This is a genomic window from Acetobacter fabarum, from assembly GCF_040702925.2.
GTDB lineage: Bacteria > Pseudomonadota > Alphaproteobacteria > Acetobacterales > Acetobacteraceae > Acetobacter > Acetobacter fabarum_B.
Genome location: NZ_JBFCXX020000004.1, coordinates 41,907 through 66,802, shown reverse-complemented (window position 1 = coordinate 66,802; position 24,896 = coordinate 41,907). Strand labels below are relative to the sequence as shown.

The 24,896-nt window shown below is 60.0% G+C and carries 23 protein-coding genes and 1 pseudogene; 14 read left to right on the top strand and 10 right to left on the bottom strand.

Annotation, left to right across the window (positions count from 1 at the left end; genetic code table 11):
* The 3 genes and pseudogenes from AB2L51_RS04870 to AB2L51_RS04860 form a co-directional block, all read right to left on the bottom strand.
* Positions 1-443 (bottom strand): annotated as a pseudogene (locus AB2L51_RS04870) (hypothetical protein); the annotation flags it as partial.
* 85 nt (positions 444-528) lie between these two features.
* Positions 529-1,341, bottom strand: a complete 813-nt coding sequence (locus tag AB2L51_RS04865) for an NAD kinase (RefSeq protein ID WP_395581559.1) — start codon at positions 1,339-1,341, stop codon at positions 529-531.
* A gap of 36 nt (positions 1,342-1,377) precedes the next feature.
* The gene (locus tag AB2L51_RS04860) at positions 1,378-2,607 is read right to left on the bottom strand and encodes a glycosyltransferase family 4 protein (protein WP_395581560.1); all 1,230 of its coding nucleotides are present in this window, start codon (positions 2,605-2,607) and stop codon (positions 1,378-1,380) included.
* 100 nt (positions 2,608-2,707) lie between these two features.
* Here AB2L51_RS04860 and AB2L51_RS04855 point away from each other — a divergent pair, with 100 nt between their 5' ends.
* The 4 genes from AB2L51_RS04855 to infC all read left to right on the top strand — a co-directional run bounded on the left by AB2L51_RS04855 (position 2,708) and on the right by infC (position 7,136).
* Complete coding sequence (locus AB2L51_RS04855) at positions 2,708-3,535, top strand: tetratricopeptide repeat protein (RefSeq protein ID WP_395581561.1); 828 nt, start codon at positions 2,708-2,710, stop codon at positions 3,533-3,535.
* Positions 3,532-4,458: a glycosyltransferase family 9 protein gene (locus AB2L51_RS04850; RefSeq protein ID WP_395581562.1), complete on the top strand. Its 927-nt coding sequence runs from the start codon at positions 3,532-3,534 to the stop codon at positions 4,456-4,458. Before AB2L51_RS04855 ends, AB2L51_RS04850 begins: the two co-directional genes overlap by 4 nt.
* A 54-nt stretch (positions 4,459-4,512) precedes the next feature.
* Positions 4,513-6,444, top strand: coding sequence for a threonine--tRNA ligase (thrS, locus tag AB2L51_RS04845; RefSeq protein ID WP_395581563.1), 1,932 nt, complete (start codon positions 4,513-4,515; stop codon positions 6,442-6,444).
* Between the two features lie 155 nt (positions 6,445-6,599).
* Complete coding sequence (infC, locus tag AB2L51_RS04840) at positions 6,600-7,136, top strand: translation initiation factor IF-3 (protein ID WP_059024330.1); 537 nt, start codon at positions 6,600-6,602, stop codon at positions 7,134-7,136.
* A gap of 152 nt (positions 7,137-7,288) precedes the next feature.
* Here infC and AB2L51_RS04835 read toward each other — a convergent pair whose 3' ends face one another.
* From AB2L51_RS04835 to AB2L51_RS04820, 4 genes are all read right to left on the bottom strand, one after another.
* Positions 7,289-8,020, bottom strand: a complete 732-nt coding sequence (locus tag AB2L51_RS04835; RefSeq protein WP_395581564.1) for an SIMPL domain-containing protein — start codon at positions 8,018-8,020, stop codon at positions 7,289-7,291.
* Between the two features lie 447 nt (positions 8,021-8,467).
* On the bottom strand, positions 8,468-9,889 hold the full coding sequence (locus tag AB2L51_RS04830; RefSeq protein ID WP_395581565.1) for a sensor histidine kinase: 1,422 nt from the start codon (positions 9,887-9,889) through the stop codon (positions 8,468-8,470).
* A 17-nt stretch (positions 9,890-9,906) separates the two neighbouring features.
* Positions 9,907-10,584, bottom strand: coding sequence for a winged helix-turn-helix domain-containing protein (locus AB2L51_RS04825; protein ID WP_395581566.1), 678 nt, complete (start codon positions 10,582-10,584; stop codon positions 9,907-9,909).
* Positions 10,585-10,666: 82 nt separating this feature from the next.
* Complete coding sequence (locus AB2L51_RS04820) at positions 10,667-11,767, bottom strand: AI-2E family transporter (RefSeq protein WP_395581567.1); 1,101 nt, start codon at positions 11,765-11,767, stop codon at positions 10,667-10,669.
* Positions 11,768-11,928: 161 nt separating this feature from the next.
* Here AB2L51_RS04820 and AB2L51_RS04815 point away from each other — a divergent pair, with 161 nt between their 5' ends.
* Together AB2L51_RS04815 and AB2L51_RS04810 are read left to right on the top strand one after the other, a co-directional pair.
* Positions 11,929-13,140, top strand: a complete 1,212-nt coding sequence (locus AB2L51_RS04815) for an MFS transporter (protein ID WP_395581568.1) — start codon at positions 11,929-11,931, stop codon at positions 13,138-13,140.
* A gap of 168 nt (positions 13,141-13,308) precedes the next feature.
* On the top strand, positions 13,309-13,704 hold the full coding sequence (locus tag AB2L51_RS04810; protein ID WP_395581569.1) for a hypothetical protein: 396 nt from the start codon (positions 13,309-13,311) through the stop codon (positions 13,702-13,704).
* Between the two features lie 53 nt (positions 13,705-13,757).
* On the opposite strand, the gene AB2L51_RS04805 is transcribed toward AB2L51_RS04810, so the two are convergent.
* Positions 13,758-15,650: an ABC-F family ATP-binding cassette domain-containing protein gene (locus AB2L51_RS04805; protein ID WP_395581570.1), complete on the bottom strand. Its 1,893-nt coding sequence runs from the start codon at positions 15,648-15,650 to the stop codon at positions 13,758-13,760.
* A 140-nt stretch (positions 15,651-15,790) separates the two neighbouring features.
* Here AB2L51_RS04805 and ndk point away from each other — a divergent pair, with 140 nt between their 5' ends.
* On the top strand, positions 15,791-16,213 hold the full coding sequence (ndk, locus tag AB2L51_RS04800; RefSeq protein ID WP_025826705.1) for a nucleoside-diphosphate kinase: 423 nt from the start codon (positions 15,791-15,793) through the stop codon (positions 16,211-16,213).
* A 222-nt stretch (positions 16,214-16,435) separates the two neighbouring features.
* On the top strand, positions 16,436-17,977 hold the full coding sequence (gene hpnR / locus AB2L51_RS04795) for a hopanoid C-3 methylase HpnR (protein ID WP_395581571.1): 1,542 nt from the start codon (positions 16,436-16,438) through the stop codon (positions 17,975-17,977).
* Between the two features lie 95 nt (positions 17,978-18,072).
* Here the strand turns inward: hpnR and AB2L51_RS04790 are convergent, their stop codons facing one another.
* Entirely contained in the window at positions 18,073-18,672 is a 600-nt protein-coding gene (locus AB2L51_RS04790) for a hypothetical protein (RefSeq protein ID WP_395581572.1), read from the bottom strand.
* 209 nt (positions 18,673-18,881) lie between these two features.
* Here AB2L51_RS04790 and AB2L51_RS04785 point away from each other — a divergent pair, with 209 nt between their 5' ends.
* Both AB2L51_RS04785 and AB2L51_RS04780 read left to right on the top strand, forming a co-directional pair.
* Positions 18,882-19,094 (top strand): heavy-metal-associated domain-containing protein, encoded by a 213-nt coding sequence (locus AB2L51_RS04785; RefSeq protein WP_166111593.1) that lies wholly within the window; start codon positions 18,882-18,884, stop codon positions 19,092-19,094.
* Between the two features lie 186 nt (positions 19,095-19,280).
* On the top strand, positions 19,281-19,547 hold the full coding sequence (locus tag AB2L51_RS04780; RefSeq protein WP_395581615.1) for a hypothetical protein: 267 nt from the start codon (positions 19,281-19,283) through the stop codon (positions 19,545-19,547).
* A gap of 15 nt (positions 19,548-19,562) precedes the next feature.
* On the opposite strand, the gene AB2L51_RS04775 is transcribed toward AB2L51_RS04780, so the two are convergent.
* Complete coding sequence (locus tag AB2L51_RS04775; protein WP_395581573.1) at positions 19,563-20,126, bottom strand: HNH endonuclease; 564 nt, start codon at positions 20,124-20,126, stop codon at positions 19,563-19,565.
* Between the two features lie 189 nt (positions 20,127-20,315).
* On the opposite strand from AB2L51_RS04775, the gene gluQRS reads away from it, so the two are divergent.
* From gluQRS to AB2L51_RS04755, 4 genes are all read left to right on the top strand, one after another.
* The gene (gene gluQRS / locus AB2L51_RS04770; RefSeq protein ID WP_395581574.1) at positions 20,316-21,281 is read left to right on the top strand and encodes a tRNA glutamyl-Q(34) synthetase GluQRS; all 966 of its coding nucleotides are present in this window, start codon (positions 20,316-20,318) and stop codon (positions 21,279-21,281) included.
* A 210-nt stretch (positions 21,282-21,491) separates the two neighbouring features.
* Positions 21,492-22,694: a pyridoxal phosphate-dependent aminotransferase gene (locus tag AB2L51_RS04765; protein ID WP_395581575.1), complete on the top strand. Its 1,203-nt coding sequence runs from the start codon at positions 21,492-21,494 to the stop codon at positions 22,692-22,694.
* Positions 22,695-22,697: 3 nt separating this feature from the next.
* Positions 22,698-23,903: a pyridoxal phosphate-dependent aminotransferase gene (locus tag AB2L51_RS04760; protein WP_395581576.1), complete on the top strand. Its 1,206-nt coding sequence runs from the start codon at positions 22,698-22,700 to the stop codon at positions 23,901-23,903.
* A gap of 62 nt (positions 23,904-23,965) precedes the next feature.
* Positions 23,966-24,880 (top strand): DMT family transporter, encoded by a 915-nt coding sequence (locus tag AB2L51_RS04755; protein WP_395581577.1) that lies wholly within the window; start codon positions 23,966-23,968, stop codon positions 24,878-24,880.
* Positions 24,881-24,896: the final 16 nt, after the last annotated feature.

Below are 24,896 nucleotides of genomic sequence, written 5' to 3'. Positions count from 1 at the left end.
GCAGGAGCAGGAGCAGGAGCAGGAGCAGGAGCAGGAGCAGGAGCAGGAGCAGGAGCAGGAGCAGGAGCAGGAGCAGGCTGGGTCGTGCCGGGTGTGACCACTGGCGCCTGCAATGGCGGCGTGTTCTGCCCTGCTGGTGCTGCGGGTGGCGTGGTTCGGGTAGCGGTGGTACTTGCCGTGGCGGCTGGCTGGGTGGTTTGGGGCGTGGGGGTGTGCACCTGCGGCGGCTGTATGGGCCGGGGGGCGATATGATGCTGGGCGCGCGGGTGCGTGGGTGTGTTCTGCCTTGCCTGCGGGGTGGCTGTTCTGGAAGCCGCGGGGGGCTGTGTATCTGCCAGACTGTCGAGCGCCCGCGCGTTGGTCGTGATCTGGGCATGGGCCGTGCCCGCTCCGACCAGCCCTGCGGCGCAGAGCAGGGAAAGGCGGCACGGAAGGGAGAACATTTTTTTCATTGCAGTGCAGACTAGCCCAGAAGGTGGGAGAGATAAAACGGGGTATTCTGGCGAGGTGGGGCAGAAAGATGCGCCGTCATGCGGAAAACTGCTCTTCTGCAATACGTTCGGAGAGTGTCTGCCCCGGATCAAACAGCAAGGTGACAGTCAGGTTGCGGTCTTCGCGCACCTGAACCGAGGTCACGTTGCGCACTTCTATCGAATCGGCCACAGCAGCCACGGGCCGTTTTTCGGCCTCCATGACCGTAAAGCCCACATGGGCGGTGGAGGGCAGCAGCGCGCCACGCCAGCGGCGGGGTCGAAAGGCGCATATGGGGGTAAGCGGGAGCAGATTGCCCGAAAGCGGAACAATAGGCCCGTGAGCGGAAAGATTGTAAGCGGTGGAGCCCGCCGGTGTTGCCAGTAACGCGCCATCGCAGATCAGTTCAGGCACACGGACCAGCCCATCCACATCTATGCGGAGCTTGGCGGCCTGACGGGTCTGGCGGAACAGATAGACGTCATTCAGGGCGAGTGCTTCGTGCGTTTCATTGCTGCTGGTGGTGGCGGTCATGCGCAGCGGGTGCAGGGTGGCTGCCTGTGCGTGGAAAAGACGGTGGGGCAGGTCTGCTTCGTCCATCGGGTTCATCAGAAACCCAACGGAGCCACAGTTCATGCCATATACCGGGGCGGTGAGCTGTGTTTCCAGCACCACGCGCAGGGTTTCGAGCATGAAGCCGTCTCCCCCCAGGCAGACAATGATTTCCGCATCTCCAGGGTGGCAGTTGCCGTAATGGGCTACCAGCCGGTCAAACTCCATCCGTGCCTCATGCGTGGGGGCGGCCATAAAGGCCAGCCTGCGCGGCGTCTGGGCAAAAAGGGGCTGCGTGGAGGGGGATGCGGCACTCATGCTCTGCCCTGTGGGTGGAGGAAAGAAGAGTGTGTCTTACCCCGCAAGACCGTGGTCCTGAAAGGGGGCGGCCTCATTTTTGGTGTGGAGGAAGGCTGGGGCCAGCCGGGTGCCCAGTAGCTCGTCATATACACCCAGTGTCGCGTGCTGCATGGCCTCGGTCGTGTAATGCGCCACCACCGCCTGCCGGGCGGCCACGCCCATATGGGCGCGTGATGCGGCCGGGGCGCTGAGTATGGCCAGCATGGCATCGGCCAGTGCCGCCACATTGTTGGGAGGAACGGACAGGCCGGTTACACCATTCTCCACCGTTTCCATCGCCGCTCCGTGGTGGGAGACAATAACCGGGCGGCACATGGCCTGCGCTTCCACCACAACACGGCCAAAGGGTTCGGGGCGGAGGGAGGGCACAAGCACCATGGTGGACAGCGCCATGGCGGCGGGCATGTCCTCGCAGTGTCCGGCAAAGCGGATTCTGTCGTCCAGTCCCAGACTGCTGGCCAGTTGGGTGAGTTCCTGCACGTAACGCCCGTCCGCCTTGTCGGACCCGGCAAACACGCAGTGCCATGGCTGGTCGGGCAGCCCGGCTTCCAGCTGAGCCAGTGCCTGCAGCACAAGGGCCTGCCCTTTCCAGCTGGTAAGCCTGCCGGGCATGAGAATAATGGTCGAACCCGCGGGAACGGCCCATTGCTCGGCAAGCTGATGCATGCGCTGCCCGCTGACCGCATGGGGGCTGAACTGGGCGATATCCGCCCCGCGCGGAATAACCCGCAGGCGGGTGGTGGGCACATTGTAGTCCTTGTGAAGCATCCGCCCGATATGCGCGCTTATGGCGATAACCCGGTCCCCGCTGGCCAGTACGGAGTTATACAGCTTTTTGCCCGGTATGGTGTTGGCATGGACGCCATGCCATGTGGTGACAAACGCGGTGCGGGAGCGCCTGCACGCCATTCTGGCTGTCCAGGCGGGAATGCGGGAGCGGGCATGCACCAGAGCCACATTGTGCTGGTCCAGTATGCGGGCCAGCATACGGGCATTCTGCCAGATATGTGCGGGGTTGCGGCTGCCACATTCGGGGAGGGTAATATGCTCCGCCCCCAGACTCCGCAGCATGGGCACAAGGCGGCCCCCGCTGCTGGCGACAAGGGCCTTGCCCCCGGCCTGAGTAATGGCCTGCGCCATTTCCAGAGTGCCGCGTTCAACCCCCCCCTGCTGCAGGGCAGGAAGAATTTGCAAAATAACAGGAGAGCTTAGAGAACTGGCCATGGTACTCCTATTATCACGCACAGGGGTAAACGTGCCATATTCTGACCATATCAGGGTCAGCGCTTGACCGGTATGGGCCTGAGTTTGCTATGGATGATCTATGAAAGCAGTTTTCTCTGCGCGTCGGTCCCTGCCCTGCATGCTGGCTGGCGCTGTTGTTCTGGCGGGAGCATCTTCGTTTGAAGATGTCGCACAGGCCCGCACGCAGCAGGCGTCGGGGGATAAAAAGCAGGTCTGGTCCGTGACCACCTGCATGGCCATGATCGGTGATGACCCTTACGGCGCACGGGACTACGCACTGGACTGGCAGCACCACGGGGGCGGGCGTGATGCCCGGCACTGCCACGCTCTGGCCCTGCTTGAAGCGGGAGATGAGGATCAGTCCGCACGCGAACTGGATGAACTGGCCCACCAGACCGCGCCCAAAGGGGATGTGCCCCCGCCAGTCCTGCGTGCAACTCTGGAGGATGAGGCCGCCGAGGCATGGCTGGCCGCCGGAGTGCCGGGCAAGGCGCAGGCCAGCGCGGATTTCGGGCTGCTTGCCCAGCCCCATAACCAGTCCCTGCAAATTGCCCGGGCGCGTAGCGTGCTGGCCCAGAACCGGGCCGATCTGGCGGAGCAGGAACTCACGGCCCTCATAGCCCATCAGCCCGGCGCCAGACCCGAAGCCTATGTTCTGCTGGCCGAGGCCGAGCGCAAGATGGGGCGGCTTGACCTTGCCATGCAGCATGTTGCCCATGCTCTGGCTGTGGCGCCAGACAGTGCCGCCGCCCTGCTGGAGCGCGGGATTATCCGCGAGCGCAAGGGCGATGCCACCGGCGCCCAGCAGGACTGGCAGAAGGTGCTGGACCTCTCCCCCGACAGCCACGAGGCTGACATGGCCCGTCAGGATCTGGCCGTGATGGCGGCAGACCCCGATTCTCCATGAGCGGAGAGCCGGGGCTGGACCCGCAGCGTATTCTGGTTATCCGGTTGAGCGCGCTGGGGGATTTTGTGCAGAGTTTTGGTCCGTTCGAGTCCATAAGGCGCGCGCACCCCAACGCCAGCATAACCCTGCTGACAACCCGCCCCTTTGTGGAACTGGCCCGGCTTGCCCCATGGTTTGACCATGTGGAGGTGGACCATCGTCCCCGCTGGACCGACCTTGCCGGGCTGCGCACCTTAAGGCGGCAGTTGCGTGGGTATGACCGGGTTTACGATTTGCAGACATCGGGGCGCACGGCGCGGTATTTCTGGCTGGCGGGGCGGCCGGTGTGGTCCGGGCATGGGGGGCGCGCTGCCTTGCCCCACGCCAACCCGTGGCGGAACATCATGCACACACGTCCCCGCCAGCGTGACCAGTTGCGCATGGCGGGCGTTACCCCGGTGGACCGGCCCGACCTTGGCTGGCTGGTGGGCGGCGGGCCGCACCTGCCCCAGCCCTATGCCCTGCTGGTGCCCGGTGCGGCCCCCCATCGTCCCGCCAAACGATGGCCCGCCGGGCATTATGGTCAGTTGGCGGTCCAGATGGTGGCGCATGGCATAACTCCCGTTGTGGTCGGCAGTGCCGCGGAGCAGCCTCTGGCAGCACAGATCCTGCGGCACTGCCCGCAGGCGCTGGACCTGACCGGCCAGACCAGCCTGCCCGATCTGGCGGGCCTTGCCGCGCGGGCATGGGGGGCGGTGGGGAACGATACAGGCCCCATGCATCTGGCCGCCGAGGTTGGATGCCGCTGCCTTGTCCTGTTTTCGCGTGAGAGTACGCCTGCGCGCACAGCCCCTTTGGGGTATGCGCCAGGGCAGGTGGACGTATTATGGGCGCGTGATCTTGCAGTCCTTTCGGTGCAGAGGGTTGCAGCCGCGCTCTGGTAGCGCCATTAAACACTCTTTGCTTTTATTCTTCCTATCCTTCTGGAGCTTGCACCCATGCCCGCTATCACCTTGCCCGACGGTTCTGTTCGCAGTTTTGACGGGCCAGTTACGGGCACTACGGTGGCGGAGTCCATTGGTGCAGGACTGGCCAAGGCCGCTTTGGCCATGGAAGTGGACGGCCAGTTAAGCGATATTCGTCAGACCATAAAGGCCGATGCCAAGGTCCGCTTTATTACCAGAAAAGACCCGGAATCGCTCGAACTGATCCGCCACGATGCCGCCCATGTGCTGGCCGAGGCTGTTCAGGAGCTGTTCCCCGGCACTCAGGTGACCATTGGCCCGTCCATTGAACACGGGTTCTATTACGATTTTTTCCGTGCCGAGCCGTTTACCCCCGAAGACTTCGCCGCCATCGAAGCCAGGATGAAGGAAATCGTGGCACGGGCCGAGCCCTTCGAGCGCGAAGTCTGGCCGCGTGATGCCGCCATTGCGTTTTTTGAAGAACGCGGCGAATCGTTCAAGGCCGAGCTGATCCGTGACCTGCCGGAAACGGAAGATATTTCCATCTACCGGCAGGGCCAGTGGCTGGACCTGTGCCGTGGCCCGCACCTGCGCACGACCAGGGATGTGGGAACCGCCTTCAAGCTGATGAAGGTCGCCGGTGCTTACTGGCGTGGGGACCACCGCAACCCCATGCTGACCCGCGTGTACGGCACCGCATGGCGCGACCAGAAGGAACTCGACGCCTACCTGCTCCAGCTTGAAGAAGCCGAAAAGCGTGACCACCGCCGCATCGGGCGGGAGATGGGTCTGTTCCACTTTCAGGAAGAAGCGGTGGGTCAGGTCTTCTGGCACGCCAAGGGTTGGCGTGTTTATTCCGTGTTGCAGGACTACATGCGCCGCGCACAGACCCGCCACGGATATCAGGAAGTGCGCACCCCCCAGCTTGTGGACCGTGGCCTGTGGGAGGCATCGGGCCACTGGGACAAATACCGCCACCACATGTTTGTCGCCACGGTGGAGGATGAAGATAAAACCCTCGCCCTCAAACCCATGAACTGCCCATGCCATGTGCAGATTTTCCGCCACGGGCTGCGTTCCTACCGTGAACTGCCGCTCCGCATGGCCGAGTTTGGGGCCTGCCACCGGTACGAACCCTCGGGCGCACTGCATGGTCTGATGCGTGTGCGTGGCTTTACGCAGGATGATGCGCATATTTTCTGCACCGAGGACCAGATTGCGGCCGAGACCGTGCAGTTTGTGAAGATGCTGCACGAAGTGTATCAGGATCTCGGGTTTGAGCACGTACGCGTCAAGTTTGCTGACCGCCCCGAACAGCGCGCAGGCAGCGAAGCGGTGTGGGACAAGGCCGAAGCCGCACTCAAGGAAGCCTGCGCCGTTGCCGGGGTCGAGTACGAATATAACCCGGGTGAGGGAGCATTCTACGGTCCCAAGCTCGAATTCGTGCTGCGTGACGCCATTGGCCGTGACTGGCAGTGTGGCACCTTGCAGGTGGACCTTGTTCTGCCCGAACGGCTGGATGCCAGCTATGTGGGCGAGGACTCGGCCAAGCACCGTCCCGTTATGCTGCACCGCGCCATTCTGGGCTCGTTCGAGCGGTTCCTCGGGATTCTGATCGAGCAGCACGCTGGGCGCTTCCCGCTGTGGCTGGCGCCTGTTCAGGTGGTTGTGGCCTCCATTGTCAGCGATGCCGCACCCTATGCGCAGGACGTTGCCGCAGCCCTGCGTAATGCCGGGCTGGTGGCCGAGGCGGATGTCCGTAATGATAAGATCAACGCCAAGGTCCGCGAGCATAGCGTAGGCCGCGTGCCGGTTATTCTGGTCGTTGGGCGGCGCGAGGCGGAGGAAGGCACTGTGGCTATGCGCCGTCTTGGCTCGCAGGCGCAGGAGGTGCTCACGCTGGATCAGGCCATTGCCGCACTCAGCCACGAAGCCACCCCTCCCGATCTGCGCAAAAAGGCGTGAAGCAGGGCGGGTTTTTGTGGCAATGCTGCAATGCCCCCGATTTATTGCACGGACCGCTTGATAAACAGCGGAGAATTGCGCACATACTAACAGCAGGCGGAGCACCGGGTAACGGTGCTTCTGTTTGTTTTTGAAATGCATTACAGGAGCCGACCATAGTCAGATCCCCTTACCCCGCGGCACCCAGCAAAGAAGGGCCGCGCGTGAATGAAGAAATTCGTGTGCCGCAGGTTCGCCTGATTGATGAAACAGGCGAAATGGCGGGCGTTATGTCCGTGCGTGATGCGCTTGCCCGTGCCTATGGCGTTGGGCTGGACCTGCTGGAAATAAGCCCCAATGCTGAGCCGCCGGTTGTAAAGATTCTCGACTACGGCAAGTTCAAGTACGAGCAGCAGAAAAAGCGCAACGAAGCCAAGAAAAAACAGAAAGTTATTGAAATCAAGGAAGTCAAGGTTCGTCCGAACATCGACGAAAATGACTACCAGGTTAAGATGCGCTCTGTGAAAAGCTTTATTGGCGACGGGGATAAGGTCAAGGTCACACTGCGTTTCCGTGGGCGCGAAATGGCGCATCAGGAACTGGGGATCAAGGTTCTGGAACGGATTCGGACAGAAATTGATGAACTGGCCAAGGTGGAGCAGATGCCCCGCCTTGAAAACCGCCAGATGATTATGGTGCTGGCACCACGCTAGGCCCTTCTCTGTCTGGACTGGCGATAAAAAACCGCCCGGGGCTGAACTCCGGGCGGTTTTTTTTATGCGCTGACCATTCCGTTGGGATTGATCTGACCGGGTTAAGGGGGGCAGGGCTGACTGTGTCATGCACCCGCCCTCAAAGCAGTGCTTCAGGGCTCCAGCAGCACGGTTGCCCGCAGATCGGCGCGTACAGTCTGGGCTTCTGCCGTACTGGAAGGGCTGGCGCCAGCGGCATCGTTCGCAACACCTGCAACGGCGGCACGGAGCATGATCGGCATGGGGCGGGGGTATTCCTGATCAGATACACTAATCTGCACAAACCGGGCAACGCGGAGGCCAAGGGATTGGGCGAGCGTATCGGCCTGTTTTTTCAGTTCCGTTATGGCTTTTTTCTCGGCGTCCAGAAACAGGCTCTGGCGCTTTTCGTCCGAGAGTGACCACTCCAGCCCTTCCAGAATAAGCCCCTGAGCCTGCAACTGTCCGGCCAGTGGTAAAAGGCTTTTTCCATCCGTGGCGGAAAGGCTCAGGGTCTGGCTGGCGGTCCAGTAAGGGCGGGCTTTTTCGGGCTGTGTCTCGTAAACGGAATACTGAAGCACCGCGGTTTTGATGTCGGTATTTCTGGCTGCTTCATCCGTGGCTTTTTTAACCACGGCATTCACATCCCCCTGCGCGGAGGCCGCATTCCTGTTCTGGCTTTCCGCCCTGAAGCGCGCACTCAGCTTGTCTGGTGCGGCCTCTGTTGTGCCTGTGGCATGGATTTCCAGCCGGGTATAAGGCTCGGTATTATCCTGAGCATGGGCAGGAAGCGTATGGGCCAGAACAGCCACGCCCGAAGCCAGAGCCAGAAAACCCATGGGCTTGAAAGATGGGAGGAGAGTCACGATGGTGCTCCTTCAGCGTTCAGTAAGGCGCGGCGCAACCGCACCAGTCCAGGGCGGACATGCCCTTTTTGGCAAAGATTCATGCCTTCCGTTTCCAATCTGGAGATGGAGATGGAGACAGAGGTTTTTGTCGCTGCATATGAATCTATCAAATGGGCAAGTTCAAGGCAGAAGGAAAGGCTGTCTGATGTGACGACAATAGGGGAGGATAATCCGGGGGAGGGAAACAGGTCCCAGCCAAAAAGCACAGATGTTGGCAGGTGCGTCTGACTAACAAGTGTGACGGAACCACCCGTGATAACGCACGCCAGAGCCAGAAGAAGGGGTGAGCGGAACTTCATGGAATACTAAGAGACGTAATTGCATGTTATTTCAACAAAACTATCCTCCAAAAACGATCTATTAACGTTAATAGATTTAGGACATCATTGTAATATTACGTATAGTTTAAAGTTGGGTAGGGTAATCATATATCGCGGGCACATCTATAGTCACCGCAAGGCCGGGATTGTTGTGCGACAAGCGCAATGTGCCACCATGCAGTTCCACAATAGCCTGCACAAGGGCCAGCCCCAGCCCCGAACCGGGGGTATGGCGTGCCCGCTCGGCCCGGAAAAAGCGTTCCGATGCGCGGGCGAGATCCGCGTCATTCATACCAATCCCGCTGTCCACAACCATAATGCGGATGGTGCCTGTCTGTGCATGTTCGGCTGGGGAATCGGCGGGAATGTACCGTGCGCTCAGGTTTATGGTGCCTTGCGGGGGAGAGAATTTGATGGCGTTGTCCAGAATATTGGCCAAAGCCTGCTGGAACATGGCCTGATCTCCCCTGAATGGCAGGTGGAGGGGGAAATTCCTCTGTAGCCTGAGGCCATGCTCATCTGCCACGGCTTCATATAATTCCGTAATGTCCCGCAAGGTGGTGGCCAGATCGAATATGGCAAAGGCCGAGCGGCGGGTGCCAGCCTCAATCTGGGCAATGCGCAGCAGGGCTTCGCAAATGCCAGTCACCTTATCCAGATTGACCGCGGCCTGATCAATGGCGGCGCGCAGGGCCAGTTCGTTCGTGGCGGAGCGGGAGGCATCTTCCAGTTCCGCGCGGGCGCGGGCAATGGGGGTGCGCAGATCATGCGCAATGGAGTTGGAAACCTGTTTGACCCCATCCATAAGCCGGGTAATGCGGTCGAGCATCTGGTTGATGGTCAGGGCCACATCGTCCAGCTCGTCCCCCATGCCCGATACGGGAATGCGGCGGGACATGTCGCCCCGCGTAATGGCCAGAGTTGTGCGGTTGATGGAATGGATGATCCGCCGGAACAGGACGCGTACAACCCAGCCCCCGCCAACGGCCAGCAGCCCGACCATAAGGCATGTCCAGAGCATGGCGTCCGTGAGCATCCGCTGGATCTGGGTGCGCTCACTAATATCGCGTCCGATCAGCAGGAGGTAATTGCCTTGCAGGGTCCAGACCCGGACCTGCGCAAGGTTGAGTTGCCCATCGCGGAGTACAGGCAGGGTCTGCCAGATCAGGGAGGCATCAAGCCGTATGGGCCAGTGGGCCAGATTGCCCGCCAGTAGTTTGCCGTCCGGCGCGCTCAGCAGGTACAGGGCGTTGTCATCTATATCCTGCGCCAGACGGTTGTTGATCAGGTTTTCCAGCCCCGGAATACCGTCATGCCGCCATTCCGTCAGCAGGGCGTGGGCATCAAGCGCTATGGAGTGGCGCACGCGCTGCTCCAGCAGGCCAATGGTGCCCCACCATACAAATGACAGGAACAGGATGGCGGAACTGATAAACAGAACGCTGTAGACAAGACCAAAACGCAGGCTGACGGATTGTATGCGGACCTTGCGTAAAATGGTCTGCATAAATCGTGCTGGTCCGGTCATTCCTGCAGCATGTATCCGGCGTTGCGCACCGTATGCACCAGAGCATGCTCAAACGGTTTATCTATTTTCTGGCGCAGGCGGGAGATATGGACGTCAATCACATTGGTCTGCGGATCAAAATGGTAGTCCCATACGCCTTCCAGCAGCATGGTGCGGGTGACGACCTGTCCGGTATGGCGCATTAAAAATTCCAGCAGCCGGAATTCGCGCGGTTGCAGGTCTATTTTCTGCCCACCCCTGCGGACAGCGCGGGAGAGCAGATCTATTTCCAGATCAGCCACACTCAGCTTGGTCAGGGGCTGGGCCTCGTTGCGGTTGCGGCGCACAAGGGCTTCCAGCCGGGCCTGTAGCTCGGAAAAAGAAAAGGGCTTGCTGACGTAGTCATCCCCACCTGCTTTAAGCCCGGCTACTTTTTCGTCCACATCCGCCAGAGCAGACAGCAGGAGGACGGGGGTCAGGTTGCCTTCGCGGCGCAGGGTTTCAAGAATATGGAGCCCCTCTACCCCACCGGGAAGCATACGGTCGAGAATGATGACATCGAACTTATCCTGGCAGGCAAGGGCAAGGCCCTGCTTGCCGTCTGCCGCCTGTTCCACCAGATGACCGGCTTCAGAGAGGCCCTTGGCAACAAAGTTACGGACCGTTTGATCATCTTCTATTAGAAGAACACGCATAGACAGACCTCAATTACCCAAACGGATTACCAAATTCTTACAAGAAATATATGTTCTTGTCACGGGCTAGTGCGGAAATGTTTCATATACGGTCAGCTTCGGCTAGGGGTTTTGTGAGAGAATCCAGCATTGCCAGTAAAACCGCTGTTAAGGGGGATGCAAAAATCAACCCCGGAAAGCCCAGAATGGCTCCAAACAGGGTCTGGGACAGCACGGTAAGGGCTGGTGGCATCTGCACTGCATGGCGCTGGATAACGGGGGCAAGCACGTTGCCTTCAAAAAACTGGATCACGCCATACAGCACCGCCACCATAATGGTCTCGCGCGTGCCAAGGGAAAGGGCGAGCAGCAGGGCAGGCACGGCCCCCATGATGGCGCCAATATAGGGAATGAAATTGCACATCCCCGCCAGCACACCCAGCGCCAGCGCCAGAGGCACGCCAATAAACCACAGCCCGATGCCCGAGAGCGTGCCAACCACCAGCATGTCCAGCGACTGGCCTGCAACCCATGCCCACAGGGTCTGCCCCGCCCGCAGCAGCAGTTGCCGGATGATCGGGCGACGTTCTTCCGGCACCAGTCGCAGCAGGCCGTTGGCGTAAGTGGCGGGGGACATGGCAAAATACAGCCCGGCAATCAGCACTACAATCAGCGTGCCAATGGCGCCAAAGGCGGACCCCAGTATGCCGGTCATGGACCCGGCAATCCGTGAGCCAAGGGAGGCCAGACCACTATCGCCCCCCGTATGACGGCCCCCAAGGGAGGCGGGCAGGTAGTTCAGGATCATCTGTCCGGTGGGGGTGCTCTGCAGTGTGTCCCGCAAGGCTATTTCCTGCTGGCGCAGGGCATCTTGCAGGCGGATCACCTCGCTGACAATGGCGGGACCACTGTTCCAGACCAGCAGGGCCGCACTCGCCAGCAGGGCCAGCACCACAATGGTCAGCGCCCATGCGTGCGACACGCCAAGGTGGCGGCGCAGGATGCGGGCCAGCCCATACAGCACCACCGCGCACAGCACGGAGGCAAACACCACCATAAGCACATCACCCAAAAGCCATATGAGCAGGCCAATGCACACAGTCCCTATGGACAGGCGCAGAATGCGGGCAATGTGTTCGGGACCAAATATAGGCGAGTCCGGTGGTGGCATGGGCGAAGAGGAGGAACCGCTATCAGATGGCATGCAAGAAAATTCTTTCAGGATCGGGGGAGGCTGTGTAACGGCTGTCCGTGTCGTTAATCTGTAAGCACATGATGTCTTACTTTTTTGTGTAATCTTATCCATTCATTCGCGGAATGTGAGAAGAAATTTCTTAAGTATGGTTACAGGAGCATAATACGGACATGTCTGGCGGGAACGACGGTGGGCTGGCGGCTGCCTCCAAAGCCATTCTCGCTCTGGCGGTGGGCACGTTTGCCATCGGCACGGGAGAGTTTGCGGCAATGGGGCTGCTGCCCCAGATGGCGGACAGCATGCATGCCAGTATTCCACGCACAGGGGAGGCTATTTCGGCCTATGCTCTGGGGGTTGTGGTCGGAGCGCCTGTTGTGTCGGTCATGGCGGCGCAGATGTCGCGCAGGCAGTTGCTGGTGCTGCTTATGGGCTGGTTTGCCGTGGCCAATGCACTGGGCACACTTGCCGCCTCGCTGGGTATGCTTGATCTGGCGCGTTTTGTAACCGGGCTGCCGCATGGTTCCTTTATGGGGGTTGCGGCGCTGGTTGCCGCAGGGCTGGTGGACCGTGGCTACCGCGGGCGGGCCGTGGGGCGTGTTTTTTCGGGCCTGACCATTGCCAATGTGGTCGGCGCTCCCTTTGCCACCTATGCCGGGTCCTATTTCGGGTGGCGGCTGTCCTACCTGTTTATCGGCCTTATTGGCGTTGTGTGCTGCCTTATGGTGCTGGCATGGGTGCCCTATGATGCGCCTAACCGGGGGCGTTCGGCCCTGTCGGAACTTGGTGCGTTTTCGCGCAAGCAGGTCTGGTACGTCATGGGCACCGTGGCGGTGGGGTGTGGTGGCATGTTCTGCGTGTACACCTATTTTTCCGTAACGTTGCAGGATGTTACCCATGTGCCGCTCTGGGGGGTGCCGCTTTTTCAGGCGCTGTGGGGTGTCGGCATGTGTACGGGCGCATGGGCTGGCGGCCATCTGATGGACAGGAACCTGAAATGGGCAACCATTTTTGCGTTTTTGTGGAATGCCGCCGCACTGGGCCTGTTTGCGCTGGTTGCGCATTCGGTCTGGCTGACGGCGCTGGCCGTTTTTATGCTTGGCGGTGGCATTGCCATTGGCCCGGCCATGCAGGTCCGCCTGATGGATGTGGCGGCCGATGCACAGACCCTCGCAGCCTCCATGAACCACGCGGCCTTCAACCTTGCCAACGCCATTGGCGCGTGGCTGGGCGGGGTGGTGCTGGCTGTGGGGTTTGGGCTGGAAGCCACAGGCTGGGCTGGTATGGCGCTCTCGCTCGTGGGGCTGGTGCTTTTTCTGCTCTCGCTACGGGTGGAAACGCAGGACGCCAGAAAAGCCGCGCTGGCAGAAGGTGGGGCTGCCTAAGCCGGACAAGAGGTTTTGCGCACGCATAAGGGCTGCTGTGCGCCCCGGAGGGTGCACAGGGCCGTTACCGTAGGTATTGCCGTGGTTTTTACTCGACGGGCTGTCTGGTTATTTATAACCCTGTGTGGGCAGGTGTAAAAAGCAGATCAATACGGAAGGTGTGTGAGCATGGAAGTCAGTAGCCCCTACCAGATCCTGAACAGCCCGGCGAGCATGGCCCAGCAAAGCCGGAACAGGAAATCGCTCGGGCTGGATTTCAGCAACATGACACCGCAGGAAATGGAATCCGCGCGGCGGGAGCTGTCGCTGGAGGGCAAGATTTCACTTCATCAAAGTGTGACAATGGCTTTGATGGACGGCTTTGCGTTGGAAGGCGTGAATGGTGGAAAGCTTGTGAGTGGCTCAACCAACATGTACGCCATGATTGATTCGCTACTGGATTATCAGGAAAAAAACGGCGTCTTCAACGTCCAGCACAACATTGAATCGCTTAAGTCTCTCCGCAAGGTGCTTGAGGAGAACGACGTGAATTACACCACCTCCACAACATCCATAACGGCCTGAAAGATCACCTGCCCCTCCAGCCGGAGGGGAGGGACAGGGAGGCGGAACTGCGCTTATGGGGCGCTGGTCGTGTCCTCTTCCATCTGGGCTTCGGCGGTCAGCCAGCGTTCTTCTGCTTCGGATTCCTCTCTGGCAATGGTGGCCAGCCGGGTGTTCAGGCGAGTTACTTCTGCCGCCTTGCCCGGTTCGTACAGGGCCGGGTCGGCCAGTGCGGCTTCCAGCTTTGTGCGCTCAAGGGCCAGCTTGGCCAGCTTGGCCTCCGCGTCCTTGACAATTTTACGCAAGGGCGCCTGCGCCTTGCGGATTTCGGCCCGGTCGCGGCGTTCGTCCTTGCGGCTGTTCTGGCTTGTGGTGTCCTGTCTGGGGCGGTTGCTGGCGCGGCTGCGCTCAAGCAGCCATGTGCGGTATTCGGCCATATCCCCTTCAAACGGGGTGACCTGCCCATCTGCCACCAGCCACAGCCGGTCCGCCACCAGTTCCACCAGATGCGGGTCATGGCTGATCAGCACGACCGCACCTTCAAAATCCGCCAGTGCGCGGATCAGCGCATCGCGCGCGTCGAGGTCCAGATGGTTGGTGGGTTCGTCCAGAATAAGCAGCTGGGGGGCATCTCGCGTGGCAAGGGCCAGCAGCAGGCGGGCTTTTTCTCCGCCTGAGAGGTCTTTGACCGCGGTTTCCGCCCGGTCCACATCCAGCCCGAAACGGGCTAGCTGCGCGCGTACAACCGGCATGGTGGCTTTGGGTAGGGCACGCGCCATGTGCTCGATCGGGGTCTGCTCCAGATGCAGTTCTTCTGTCTGGTGCTGGGCAAAATACCCAACCCGGAGCCGAGCATTGCGCTCGACATCGCCTGAAAGCGCGTCAAGGCGGCCAGCTATCAGCTTGGCGAGGGTGGATTTACCATTGCCGTTGGCGCCAAGCAGGGCAATCCGGCTTTCCATATCCAGCCGGAAGGAGAGGTTGCCCAGCACAGGCCTGCCTTCATACCCCACACTCGCGCGGTTGACGCTCAGGATGGGGGGAGGGAGCTGCTCGGGCTCGGGGAAGGAAAAATGCGCGGCGGTATCTTCCACCACCGCGTCGATCACGGGCAGTTTTTCCAGCGCCTTCAGCCGGGCCTGTGCCTGTTTGGCCTTGGTGGCCTTGGCACGGAAGCGGTCCACAAAAGACTGCATATGGGCGCGGCGGGCGGCAATTTTTTCGGCCTGCCGGGTCTGCTGCAACGCCTGTTCGGTACGGATTCGGACAAAGTTTTCGTAGCCGCCGGGGGTCAGGCTCAGCTTGCCGCGTTCCAGATGGGCAATGGCGTCCACGCAGGAATCGAGCAGGCCACGGTCATGGCTGACAATCAGTGCCGCTCCTGCGAATCGGCGCAACCAGTCCTCCAGCCAGAGTGTGGCCTCAAGGTCCAGATGGTTTGTGGGTTCGTCGAGCAGCAGCAGGTCAGGTTCCAGAAAAAGGGCCGTGGCCAGCGAAACACGCATGCGCCACCCGCCCGAAAAGTCCGATACCGGGCGCTGCTGCGCCTGAACACTGAAGCCCAGCCCCGCCAGCACGGCCCCGGCCCGCGCGGGGGCGCTGTCTGCCCCTATGGCGCGCAGGCGTTCGTGTATTTCGCCAAGGCGCATGGGGTCTGTAGCCTGTTCGGCCTCGGCCAGCAGGGCTGTGCGCTCGGTATCTCCCGCCAGAACGGTGTCCAGCAGGTTGGCGCCATCTGCTGGGGCTTCCTGTTTCACGCGGGCCATGCGCGCGCGTGAGGACAGGCGGATTTCCCCCCCATCGGGGGCAATATCCCCCGCAATGGCGGCCAGCAGGGTGGACTTGCCAGCACCATTGCGCCCGACCAGCCCGACCTTGCGGCCAGGGTCGATGGAAAGGCTCGCCTGGTCCAGCAGAACGCGGCCAGCCATACGCAGGCTAAGGTTGGAGATGACAAGCAGGCTCAACGCAGGTCTCGTTTCTTCTGGAATTGTTCATTACATTCTGTGTGGTACCTACCAGCCAGCGCCGATATGCTCTAGATGGAAACGCTGAACGTCCGCCAGATCAAGGCGGATATCTGCGTTTATACCCCAAGGAGGGCCTTATGGCTAAAGAACGTACCCTGTCCATTATCAAGCCGGATGCAACCCGTCGTAACCTGACCGGCAAGATCAACGCCGTGTTTGAAGATGCGGGCCTGAGCATTGTTGCGCAAAAGCGCGTCCAGCTTTCTCCCGCTGTGGCTGGCGCTTTTTACGCCGTGCACAAGGAACGCCCTTTTTACAACGATCTGGTGTCCTTCATGATCTCCGGCCCGGTTGTGGTGCAGGTGCTTGAAGGCGAAAACGCCGTTGCCAAGAACCGTGAAGTCATGGGTGCGACCGACCCCAAAAAGGCCGACCCCCAGACCATTCGCGCCCAGTTTGCTGAAAGCATTGAAGCAAACTCCGTGCATGGTTCCGACAGCGCGGAAAATGCTGCAAACGAAATCCGCTTCTTCTTTGCAGAAACGGAAATCCTGCCCTAATTCTGGCAGGTCACACCCCGGCGTTGTGTCTTGTGCATACGTCGGGGCCGCCAGAATGGCGGTTAACCGCCAAGCCAGACGTCTTGCGCATGGGAGATACCCGGCAGCAGGATAGGGCAACAGGGCGCATTCCTTCTATAATCCTGCCTTATGCTCGAGTGTTATGGGCAAGGAGGAATGCTGTTCGCATTCCTGGCCCGCTAGCAGGCAGAAAGGAATGTTATGAAAGTTCTGGCGGTTCATCCCAGTGCCCTGATGTACACCAAGGTTTTCCTGCGGCTGGAGCCGCTGGGGCTGGAACTGGTGGCCGGTGCTGCGCGGAATGCCGGACATGACGTGCGGATTATCGACCTTCAGGCCGAAACGCACGAAGATTACTGGAAGCTGGTTGACGAGTTCCAGCCTGATGCTGTGTGCTACTCGGGCAGCTATCTGGCCAATGTGCCGGAAATTCTCGATCTGTGCCGCGAAACACGCTACCGCTTCCCGCAGGTGTTCCAGTTTATTGGCGGGCATTCTGTTTCGTTCATCGCCAAGGATGTGCTTGATCTTTCCGAAGGCACGGTCAACTGCATTCTCAAAGGGGAGGGCGATGCTACGGTCGGCCTGCTGCTGGATGCGGTGCAGAACGGCACGGATATTCTGGAAGTCCCCGGCACCATTACGCTGGACGGGGAAGGCCCGCCCCCCATTTTTGTCAAATCGCTCGATGAGGTCCGCCCCGCGCGTGACCTGCTGCGCCATCGCAACAAGTACTTTATTGGTACGCTGGACCCCGCAGCCTCCATTGAATTTGCCCGTGGCTGCCCGTGGGACTGCACGTTCTGCTCGGCCTGGACCTTTTATGGTCGCTCCTACCGCACGGCCAGTCCGCAGGTCATTGCGGATGAACTGGAGGAGATCAAGGAGCCCGGCATCTTTATTGTGGATGACGTGGCCTTTGTGCATGAAGAACACGGCATGGCCATTGCCAACGAAATTAAAAAGCGTGGCATTAAAAAGGAATATTACCTTGAAACCCGCGCAGACGTGCTGCTGCGCAACAAGGAAGTGTTCAAGGTCTGGAGCGAGATCGGTCTTTCCTACATCTTCATCGGTCTGGAAGCGGTGGATGAGGAAGGGCTCAAGCAGTTCCGCAAGCGTGTTTCGCTCGACAAGAACTTTGAGGCCCTTGAATATGCCCGTTCTCTGGGGCTGATTGTGGCCATCAACATTATTGCCGACCCATCCTGGGATCGTGCGCGGTTTGAGGCTGTGCGGCAGTGGTGCCTGGAAATTCCCGATATTGTGAACATTTCCGTCACAACGCCGTATCCGGGGACGGAAATCTGGCACAAGGAAGCCCGCCGCCTGACCACGCGTGACTACCGCCTGTTTGATATTCAGCATGCCGTGCTGCCCACCACACTGCCTCTGCCCGAGTTTTATGAAGAACTGGTCAAGACCCAGCAGGTGCTCAACACCAAGCATATGGGCTGGCAGGCGCTCAAGGACACGGCAGGGATTGCGGTTAATCTGCTCAAGAACGGCCAGACCAACTTTGTTAAGATGTTGTGGAAGTTCAACTCGGTCTTTAACCCCGCACTCCAGCTTGCCGACCATCAGCGTCCCGCGCGCTACCTTATGCCCGTGCAGCCTGATGCGGTGGACAAGATTGATCGCAACGACCTGTACGTGCATGGCCCCGGCGGGCGCAAAACCCGCGCGCTGGATGATGCAACCGAAAGTTTTGTGGACAAGACCCGTATGGGGGAAGATGCGTAACCCGCATCATCCCCACAATTCCGCCCATGTTCAGGCGTTTACCCGAGCATGGAGCTCTGCCGCCTGCCACTTGTTGCTGCTGACCCGTGCCGTGTTTAACGTAAAACGGGCGGGGGAAAAGCAAAGGCCTGCGGGGTATAGGTTTCCACCACCAGACTGAACGGTGTGCCGGCATGGGTCCGTAACAGGGCAATATGCCGGAAAAGATGCGGGGGCAGGGCCAGTGGTTCTGCCTCTGTTGCGCTGCTTGGCCGGTGGGGCTGCATCTCCCACAAATCTGGCAAGGGGGACCACAGGGTTTCCCGCCGGATAAGCTGGCGGGTAAACCGCAGGGGGGACACAACACGGCCAAAGGGTGTGTCGGTCTGTTCCAGTGCCTCGGTCATGGTTTTTGTCAGGCGTTCTGGTACAAACCAGTTTTCCGCTTCCGAATAAATGTGGTTGTGCCCTGCCAGCCGGATTTTGCGGTAGCGCAGGCTTTGGCCTTCCTGTGCGGCAGGCAGGTCCAGTGCGGCCAGCAGGTCGGGCGGGCAGGGGCTGCGGGCACCGGCTTCGCGCTCGGCGCGCAGGGTTTCATGCGCGCCAAGGAGCGCGTGTGCGCGCAGCCAGTGTTCCAGCGTCTGTGTGGCGCTGTTTTCAGCCAGCAGGCGGTTTTCCATCTGGCTGATCAGGGTTGCCAGCATAAGCCGGTGCATGAAGCTGTTCCGCCACGGGTGACAAAGCAAGGGCTCCGTGGCGGGCTGAGGGGGCGCTAGGTTGGGCATATGGGTCTTATATCATGCTTTGGGGCAGGTATGGGCTGCACATCACTGTTTCGCATCACGGTGGAGTTGCGTTATGGAAGAAATAGAACGGTCGTGTAAAAACGCCATGTATGGAATTTTGTAAAAAGGATGCAAACGCAATGAGCCAGACGATAGCAAGCTTTATGGTCGAAGGAATGACATGCGACGGTTGTGTTTCGTCCGTAAAACGTGCGCTGGCCGCAATTGACGGTGTGGAAGGTACGGATGTGAATCTGGCCAATGGTGAGGTCAAGGTCACGTATGACCCCGCACGTGTTGGCGTTTCTTCCCTGCGGGATGCCATTCGCGGCGCTGGTTACGAGGTAAGCTGAACTGCCTTGCGCTGTGTCATGCAGCCAGCGGAAAGGGGGCGTGACCTGCGCTCTCTGGTTGTTGGGGGGCGGACATGGCACCATGAGGCGCACCGGAGTAACCGGTGGTCAAAAGCCGCTCGACAGGCAAAAACAGAGGTAAGCTGGTCCGTGACGCAAAAAACAAACACATTTGCTCTGGGTGTAATGGCGGCAGGCGGCTTGCTGCTGGCTGGGTGCTCATCCGAAATCGGGCGCGTGCCCATGCTGGATACGGATATAAGCTGCCTGCACAAGCAGATGGCTGGCCCCATGTTTTTGAGTTTTCCACTGGCGGCCAATACCTGCCAGCGCATGAGCAATAACGGCTTTGTGCTGGGCGAGGCCAAGGCCAAGCAACTCCCCCTTGACCTGAAGGGCGCGCCAGACCTGCAGAAACTGGCGGATGAATACGGCTACACCTATACCCGCTAGGGTGTGTGAGCGGGCTTAACCTTCCAGTTCCGCATCCCAGTATAAATAGTCATGCCAGCTTTTGTGCAGGTAGTTGGGTGGAAAAGCCCGTCCGTTTTCCTGAAGTTCCCATGATGTGGGGCGGACAGGGGGGCGGCGGGGCAGCATGCCGATATGGTGTGGCATATGCGGGCCCTTGCGCAGGTTACAGCAGCCGCACGCGGTAACAACATTCTCCCAGCTTGTGCGCCCACCCTTGCAGCGGGGAATAACGTGGTCAAACGTCAGTTCCTGCGTGGGGTGGCGTTCTCCGCAGTACTGGCAGGAAAAATTGTCACGCAAGAACACGTTAAAGCGCGTAAAAGCCGGTTTGCGGGCGGCGGGCACGTAGTCCTTGAGGGCAATTACGCTGGGCAGGCGGAAGGCCTGACGAGGTGAATGCACTTCCATGTCATATTCGCTCAGGACCGAAACCCGGTCCAGACACACCGCTTTTATGGCATCCTGCCATGCCCAGAGGGAAAGCGGAAAATAGGACAGAGGTCGAAAGTCTGCATTCAGAACAAGGGCTGGGTAGTTTAGAGTACTGCCATCGGCCAAGATGTGTCTCCTCGTTAACACGAGAACACAGTTCCGAAGGGGTCAGAACAACTCAAGTCGACCGCCAGCAGAAGTGCGTCGTCGAGATAATTACCGGCAGGACTATTGCAGACGCAAAGAGGTGTGGCAAGAAAATGTGGGCCAATAGTCGCCGATATCGGACAGCTTTATAGATCTGGTAAGATTAATATGACTATTCGATTACAGTACAATGATCCTTGCAAAACAGAATGGGTGACGCGGTTCGCCCCCAGTCCCACAGGGGCGCTGCATCTGGGCCATGTGGCGTCCGCCCTGTTCGGGTGGGAGCTGGCGCAGCCCGGCGGGCAATGGCTGGTGCGGATGGAGGATATAGACCCCCAGCGCTGCAGACCTGCCTTTGCCACCGCTCTTTTGGAAGACCTCGCATGGCTTGGGCTGGTGTCAGATGGGCCTGTTCTATACCAGTCCACCCGCATGGCGGTTTACGGGGCCGTGCTGGACACGCTTGAGCATATGGGCGTGCTGTATCCGTGCTTCTGCACCCGATCGGATATTGTGCGGGAGAGTGCGGCCATGTTCTCCGCCCCCCATACCGCCCCCGATGGCAGCCTGCTCTACCCCGGTCGTTGTCGCCAGCTTGATGCCCATACACGGGCGCAGCGTATGGCCGAGGGCCAGCCATACGTGCTGCGCCTGCATATGGCGCGCGCCATGGAGTGCGCCCGCACGCTGGCCAGCACCCGGAGCCGTGCGGAGCATGGCGGGGCAGGGGCCTGTGGCCCGCTCACCTACCATGATCTGGCCTGTGGCCCGGTCCCCTGCCAGCCTGAACTGTTTGGTGATGTGGTTCTGGCCCGGCGGGACGTGCCCGCATCCTACCACCTGTGCGTGACGTGTGATGATGCCGCGCAGGGCGTCACACTGGTCACGCGGGGGGAGGACCTGCGCCCCGCCACCAGCCTGCACCGGTTGTTGCAGACCCTTATGGGCTGGCCTGCCCCGCATTATGCGTTTCACCCCTTGCTGTGCGATGCCACTGGCCGCCGTCTGGCCAAGCGTGATGGTGCGTTGAGCGTGCGCGCCATGCGCCAGAGCGGGCTGAGTGCCGGGCAGGTGCGGGACAAGGCCGTGTTTGCGGCTGCTCCCCATGGCAATATGCCCTTGCACGGTTAGGCGCTCCTGCCCGCTGAACCCCATTTTTGCATGACAGGGAAAAAGCTCGCGCAGAACAAAAAAGACAGAGCAGATGGAATCTCCGGTTCCGCCCCGACCGGAAGAGGATTACTGTGCGCCCCGGAGCAGCGCATTTGCCACCTCTGTCCGGGTCTGTGCCCGCGCGGGTGCCGGGTGCCTTAAAATATTGTGTCGGAAAGTAAGAAAACCATGAGCCTTGTTGCTGACCGCCTGAACAGGATCAGTCCTAGCCAGACAATCGTCATTTCAACGCGTGCACGGGCGTTGAAGGCGGAGGGGCGGAATATTATCAGCCTTTCTGCGGGTGAGCCGGACTTCAACACACCCGACAACATTGCTCAGGCCGCCGTAAAGGCTATTGCCGCAGGCCAGACACGCTATACGGATGTGGCAGGCACGCCAGAACTGCGCAAGGCCGTGGCGGAGCGCTTCAGGCTGGATAGCGGGCTGGATTACACGCCCGAGGAAGTCATTGTTTCCACCGGCGGCAAGCAGATCATCTACAACGCCATGATGGCGACCCTGAACCCGGGGGATGAGGCCATTATTCCCGCGCCATGCTGGGTGTCCTACCCCGATATTGTCACGCTGGCCGAGGGCGTGCCCGTAGTGGTGCCCTGCAAGCGCGAAAACGGTTTTCGCCTTCAGGCGGATGAACTGGAAGCCGCCATTACCCCGCGCACCAAATGGGTGTTTCTGAACTCGCCCTGTAACCCCACCGGAGTTGCCTATTCGGCTGAAGATCTGCGCCCGCTGTGTGATGTGCTGTTGCGCCACCCGCATGTGTGGATTTTTACGGACGATATTTACGCCAAGCTTGTGTACGATGGATTTTGCCCCGCAACATTCGTGGAGGTCGAACCCCGCCTGCGCAGCCGCACTGTAACCATGAACGGCGTGTCCAAGGCTTATGCCATGACCGGCTGGCGTATTGGTTTTTCCGGCGCGCCGGTGGAACTGACCAGAGCCATGAACAAGTTGCAGGGGCAGTCCACCTCCAATACCTGCTCCATTGCGCAGGCCGCAGCGGTGGAAGCCCTGACCGGCCCGCAGGACTTTATCCAGACCATGGTCGATACCTATCAGGGACGGCGCGATATGGTGGTCAGCATGATCAATCAGGCCAAGGGTATGGAATGCGATGTTCCCCAAGGGGCATTCTATGTTTTCCCCTGCATTGAAAAATGCCTTGGCAAAACCTCTTCTGGCGGAAAACTGCTTAAAACGGATGAGGATTTTGTAACGGCCCTTCTGGAGGAAGAAGGCGTGGCCGCCGTGCATGGGTCGGCCTTCATGTATCCGGGGTATATGCGTATTTCCTACGCAACCGACACGCAGAGCCTGCGGGATGCCTGCACACGGATCCAGAATTTTTGTGAAGGTCTGCTGTAAACCATGTCCCGGAGTTTTGCGCACCGCCTGAATGGCCTGCCTGCCCCTGCAACAATAGAGATGGCCCGGCGTGCCCGGGCCCTCAAGGCGGAGGGTAGGCCGGTTATCTCGCTTGCTCTGGGCGAGCCCGATTTTGCAACGCCGCCTGCGGTGGTGGAAGCCGCCCATCAGGCCGCGCTGGCCGGGCAGACCAAATACCCCCCTGTGGATGGCACGCCTGCGCTCAAGGCTGCCATCGCCCGCAAGTTCGCGCGGGAGAACGGGCTGGACTACACGCCCGAGCAGATCATGGTTTCCAACGGGGGCAAGCAGGTTATCTTCAACGCTTTCATGGCGACCCTGAACGCGGGGGACGAGGTGGTGGTGCCAACCCCCTACTGGGTCAGCTACCCCTTGATTGCGCGCATGTTCGGGGCAACGCCGGTGTTTGCTCCATGCCGGGAGGAAGACGGGTTCAGGCTCCGGGCGGACGTGCTGGCGCAGGCTCTTACGCCCCGTACACGCTGGGTTGTGCTGAACTTTCCCAACAACCCTACCGGGGCCATCTGCCCGGCTGAGGATCTGGCCGCGCTTGCCAAAGTCCTGCGTGATTACCCCGATGTATGGATTTTGTCGGACGAAATTTACGAACATCTGGTGTTTGATGGAGCGCGCTCCGCATCAATCGCCGCTGTGGCGCCCGACCTCAAGGACCGTACCCTTACGCTCAATGGTGTGTCCAAGGCTTATGCCATGACCGGGTGGCGCGTGGGGTTTGCTGGTGGACCAGCCGACCTTATTGGCGCCATGCGTGATGTGCAGGGGAATGCAACATCAGGTGTGTGCACCATTGCGCAGGCCGCGGCGGCGGCTGCGCTGGACGGCCCGCCAGACCTTGTGGCCACAATGGTGGAGACGTACAGCCGCAGGCGGAGTGCTGTGGTGGAAGCCTTGCGCGCGGTGCCGGGCCTGACCTGTGCCATGCCCGAGGGCGCGTTTTATGCCTATCCTGGCGTGGCGGCCTGTCTGGGCCGTACATCAGCAGGTGGACAACGGATAGAAACCGACCACGACTTTGCCACCGCCCTGCTGGAGGAAGAGTTCGTGGCGACTGTGCCCGGCTCGGCCTTTGGACAGTCCCCCTATCTGCGTCTGTCCTGCGCAACATCGGATGATGTGCTGGCCGAAGCCTGCACGCGTATGGCGCGCTTTGTAAGCGGGTTAAAATAAGACCCGAGCAGAATAAAATTAGGTCCGCAGCCGCCAGCCGGTTCGGGCCGGGAGTACCTGACTTGCCCGACCAGTCCCTGCCTGTGCGGGAAAAAATAGCGTTCCGTGCCTTCTCGCGCGAGGAAGGCGCGCTGGTCTGCATTACCGTCCTGTGGGGTGTTACGTTTTTGGTCGTGCATACGGCCATGCGCTATACGGGGCCCATGTTTTTTGTAGGGCTGCGCTTTACCACGGCGGCCCTGCTTTGCATGCTGCTGTTCCGCAGGCTGTTGCTGGACCTGACCTTGCATGAGGTCCGTGCGGGGGCCTGTGTGGGAGTGGCCATTTTTTTGGGTTATACGCTGCAAACTGTGGGGCTGGGGAGTATTTCCAGCAGTCAGTCCGCTTTTATTACAGCCATGTATGTGCCTGTGGTGCCGTTTTTGCAGTGGTTTTTCTTTCGAAAGCCCCCGCACCTTATGGTCTGGCTTGGGGTTCTCTTTGCTTTTTGTGGTCTGGTGCTGCTGACTGGCCCACAGGCCATAACCCATCTGCGCCTCCAGTTTGGTGAGGTCATAACCCTTGTCAGCACCATAGCCATTGCCATGGAGGTTGTGCTGATCAGCCGCTTTGCCTCTCCTGCTATCAATAGTTTTCGGGTCGCTATTGTGCAGTTGTTTGTGGCTGGTCTTCTGGCTTTTGCAGCCATGCCCGTTATGGGGGAGCATGTGCCAGCCTTTGCATGGTGGTGGGCAGTGCCCGCGCTGGGCCTTGGGGTCATGAGTGCCGTGATCCAATTGGTTATGAACTGGGCGCAAAAAACGGTCTCGCCCACGCGGGCTACACTTATTTACGCGGGCGAGCCTGTGTGGGCAGGGGTTGTGGGGCATCTGGCGGGGGATGCCCTGCCTTTGCGCGCACTGCTGGGCGGAGGCATGGTTATTCTGGGCGTATTAACCAGTGAGATACGCCTGCCACGCAAACGCACGCGGGAGTGAGTGTTTGCGTGTCCTG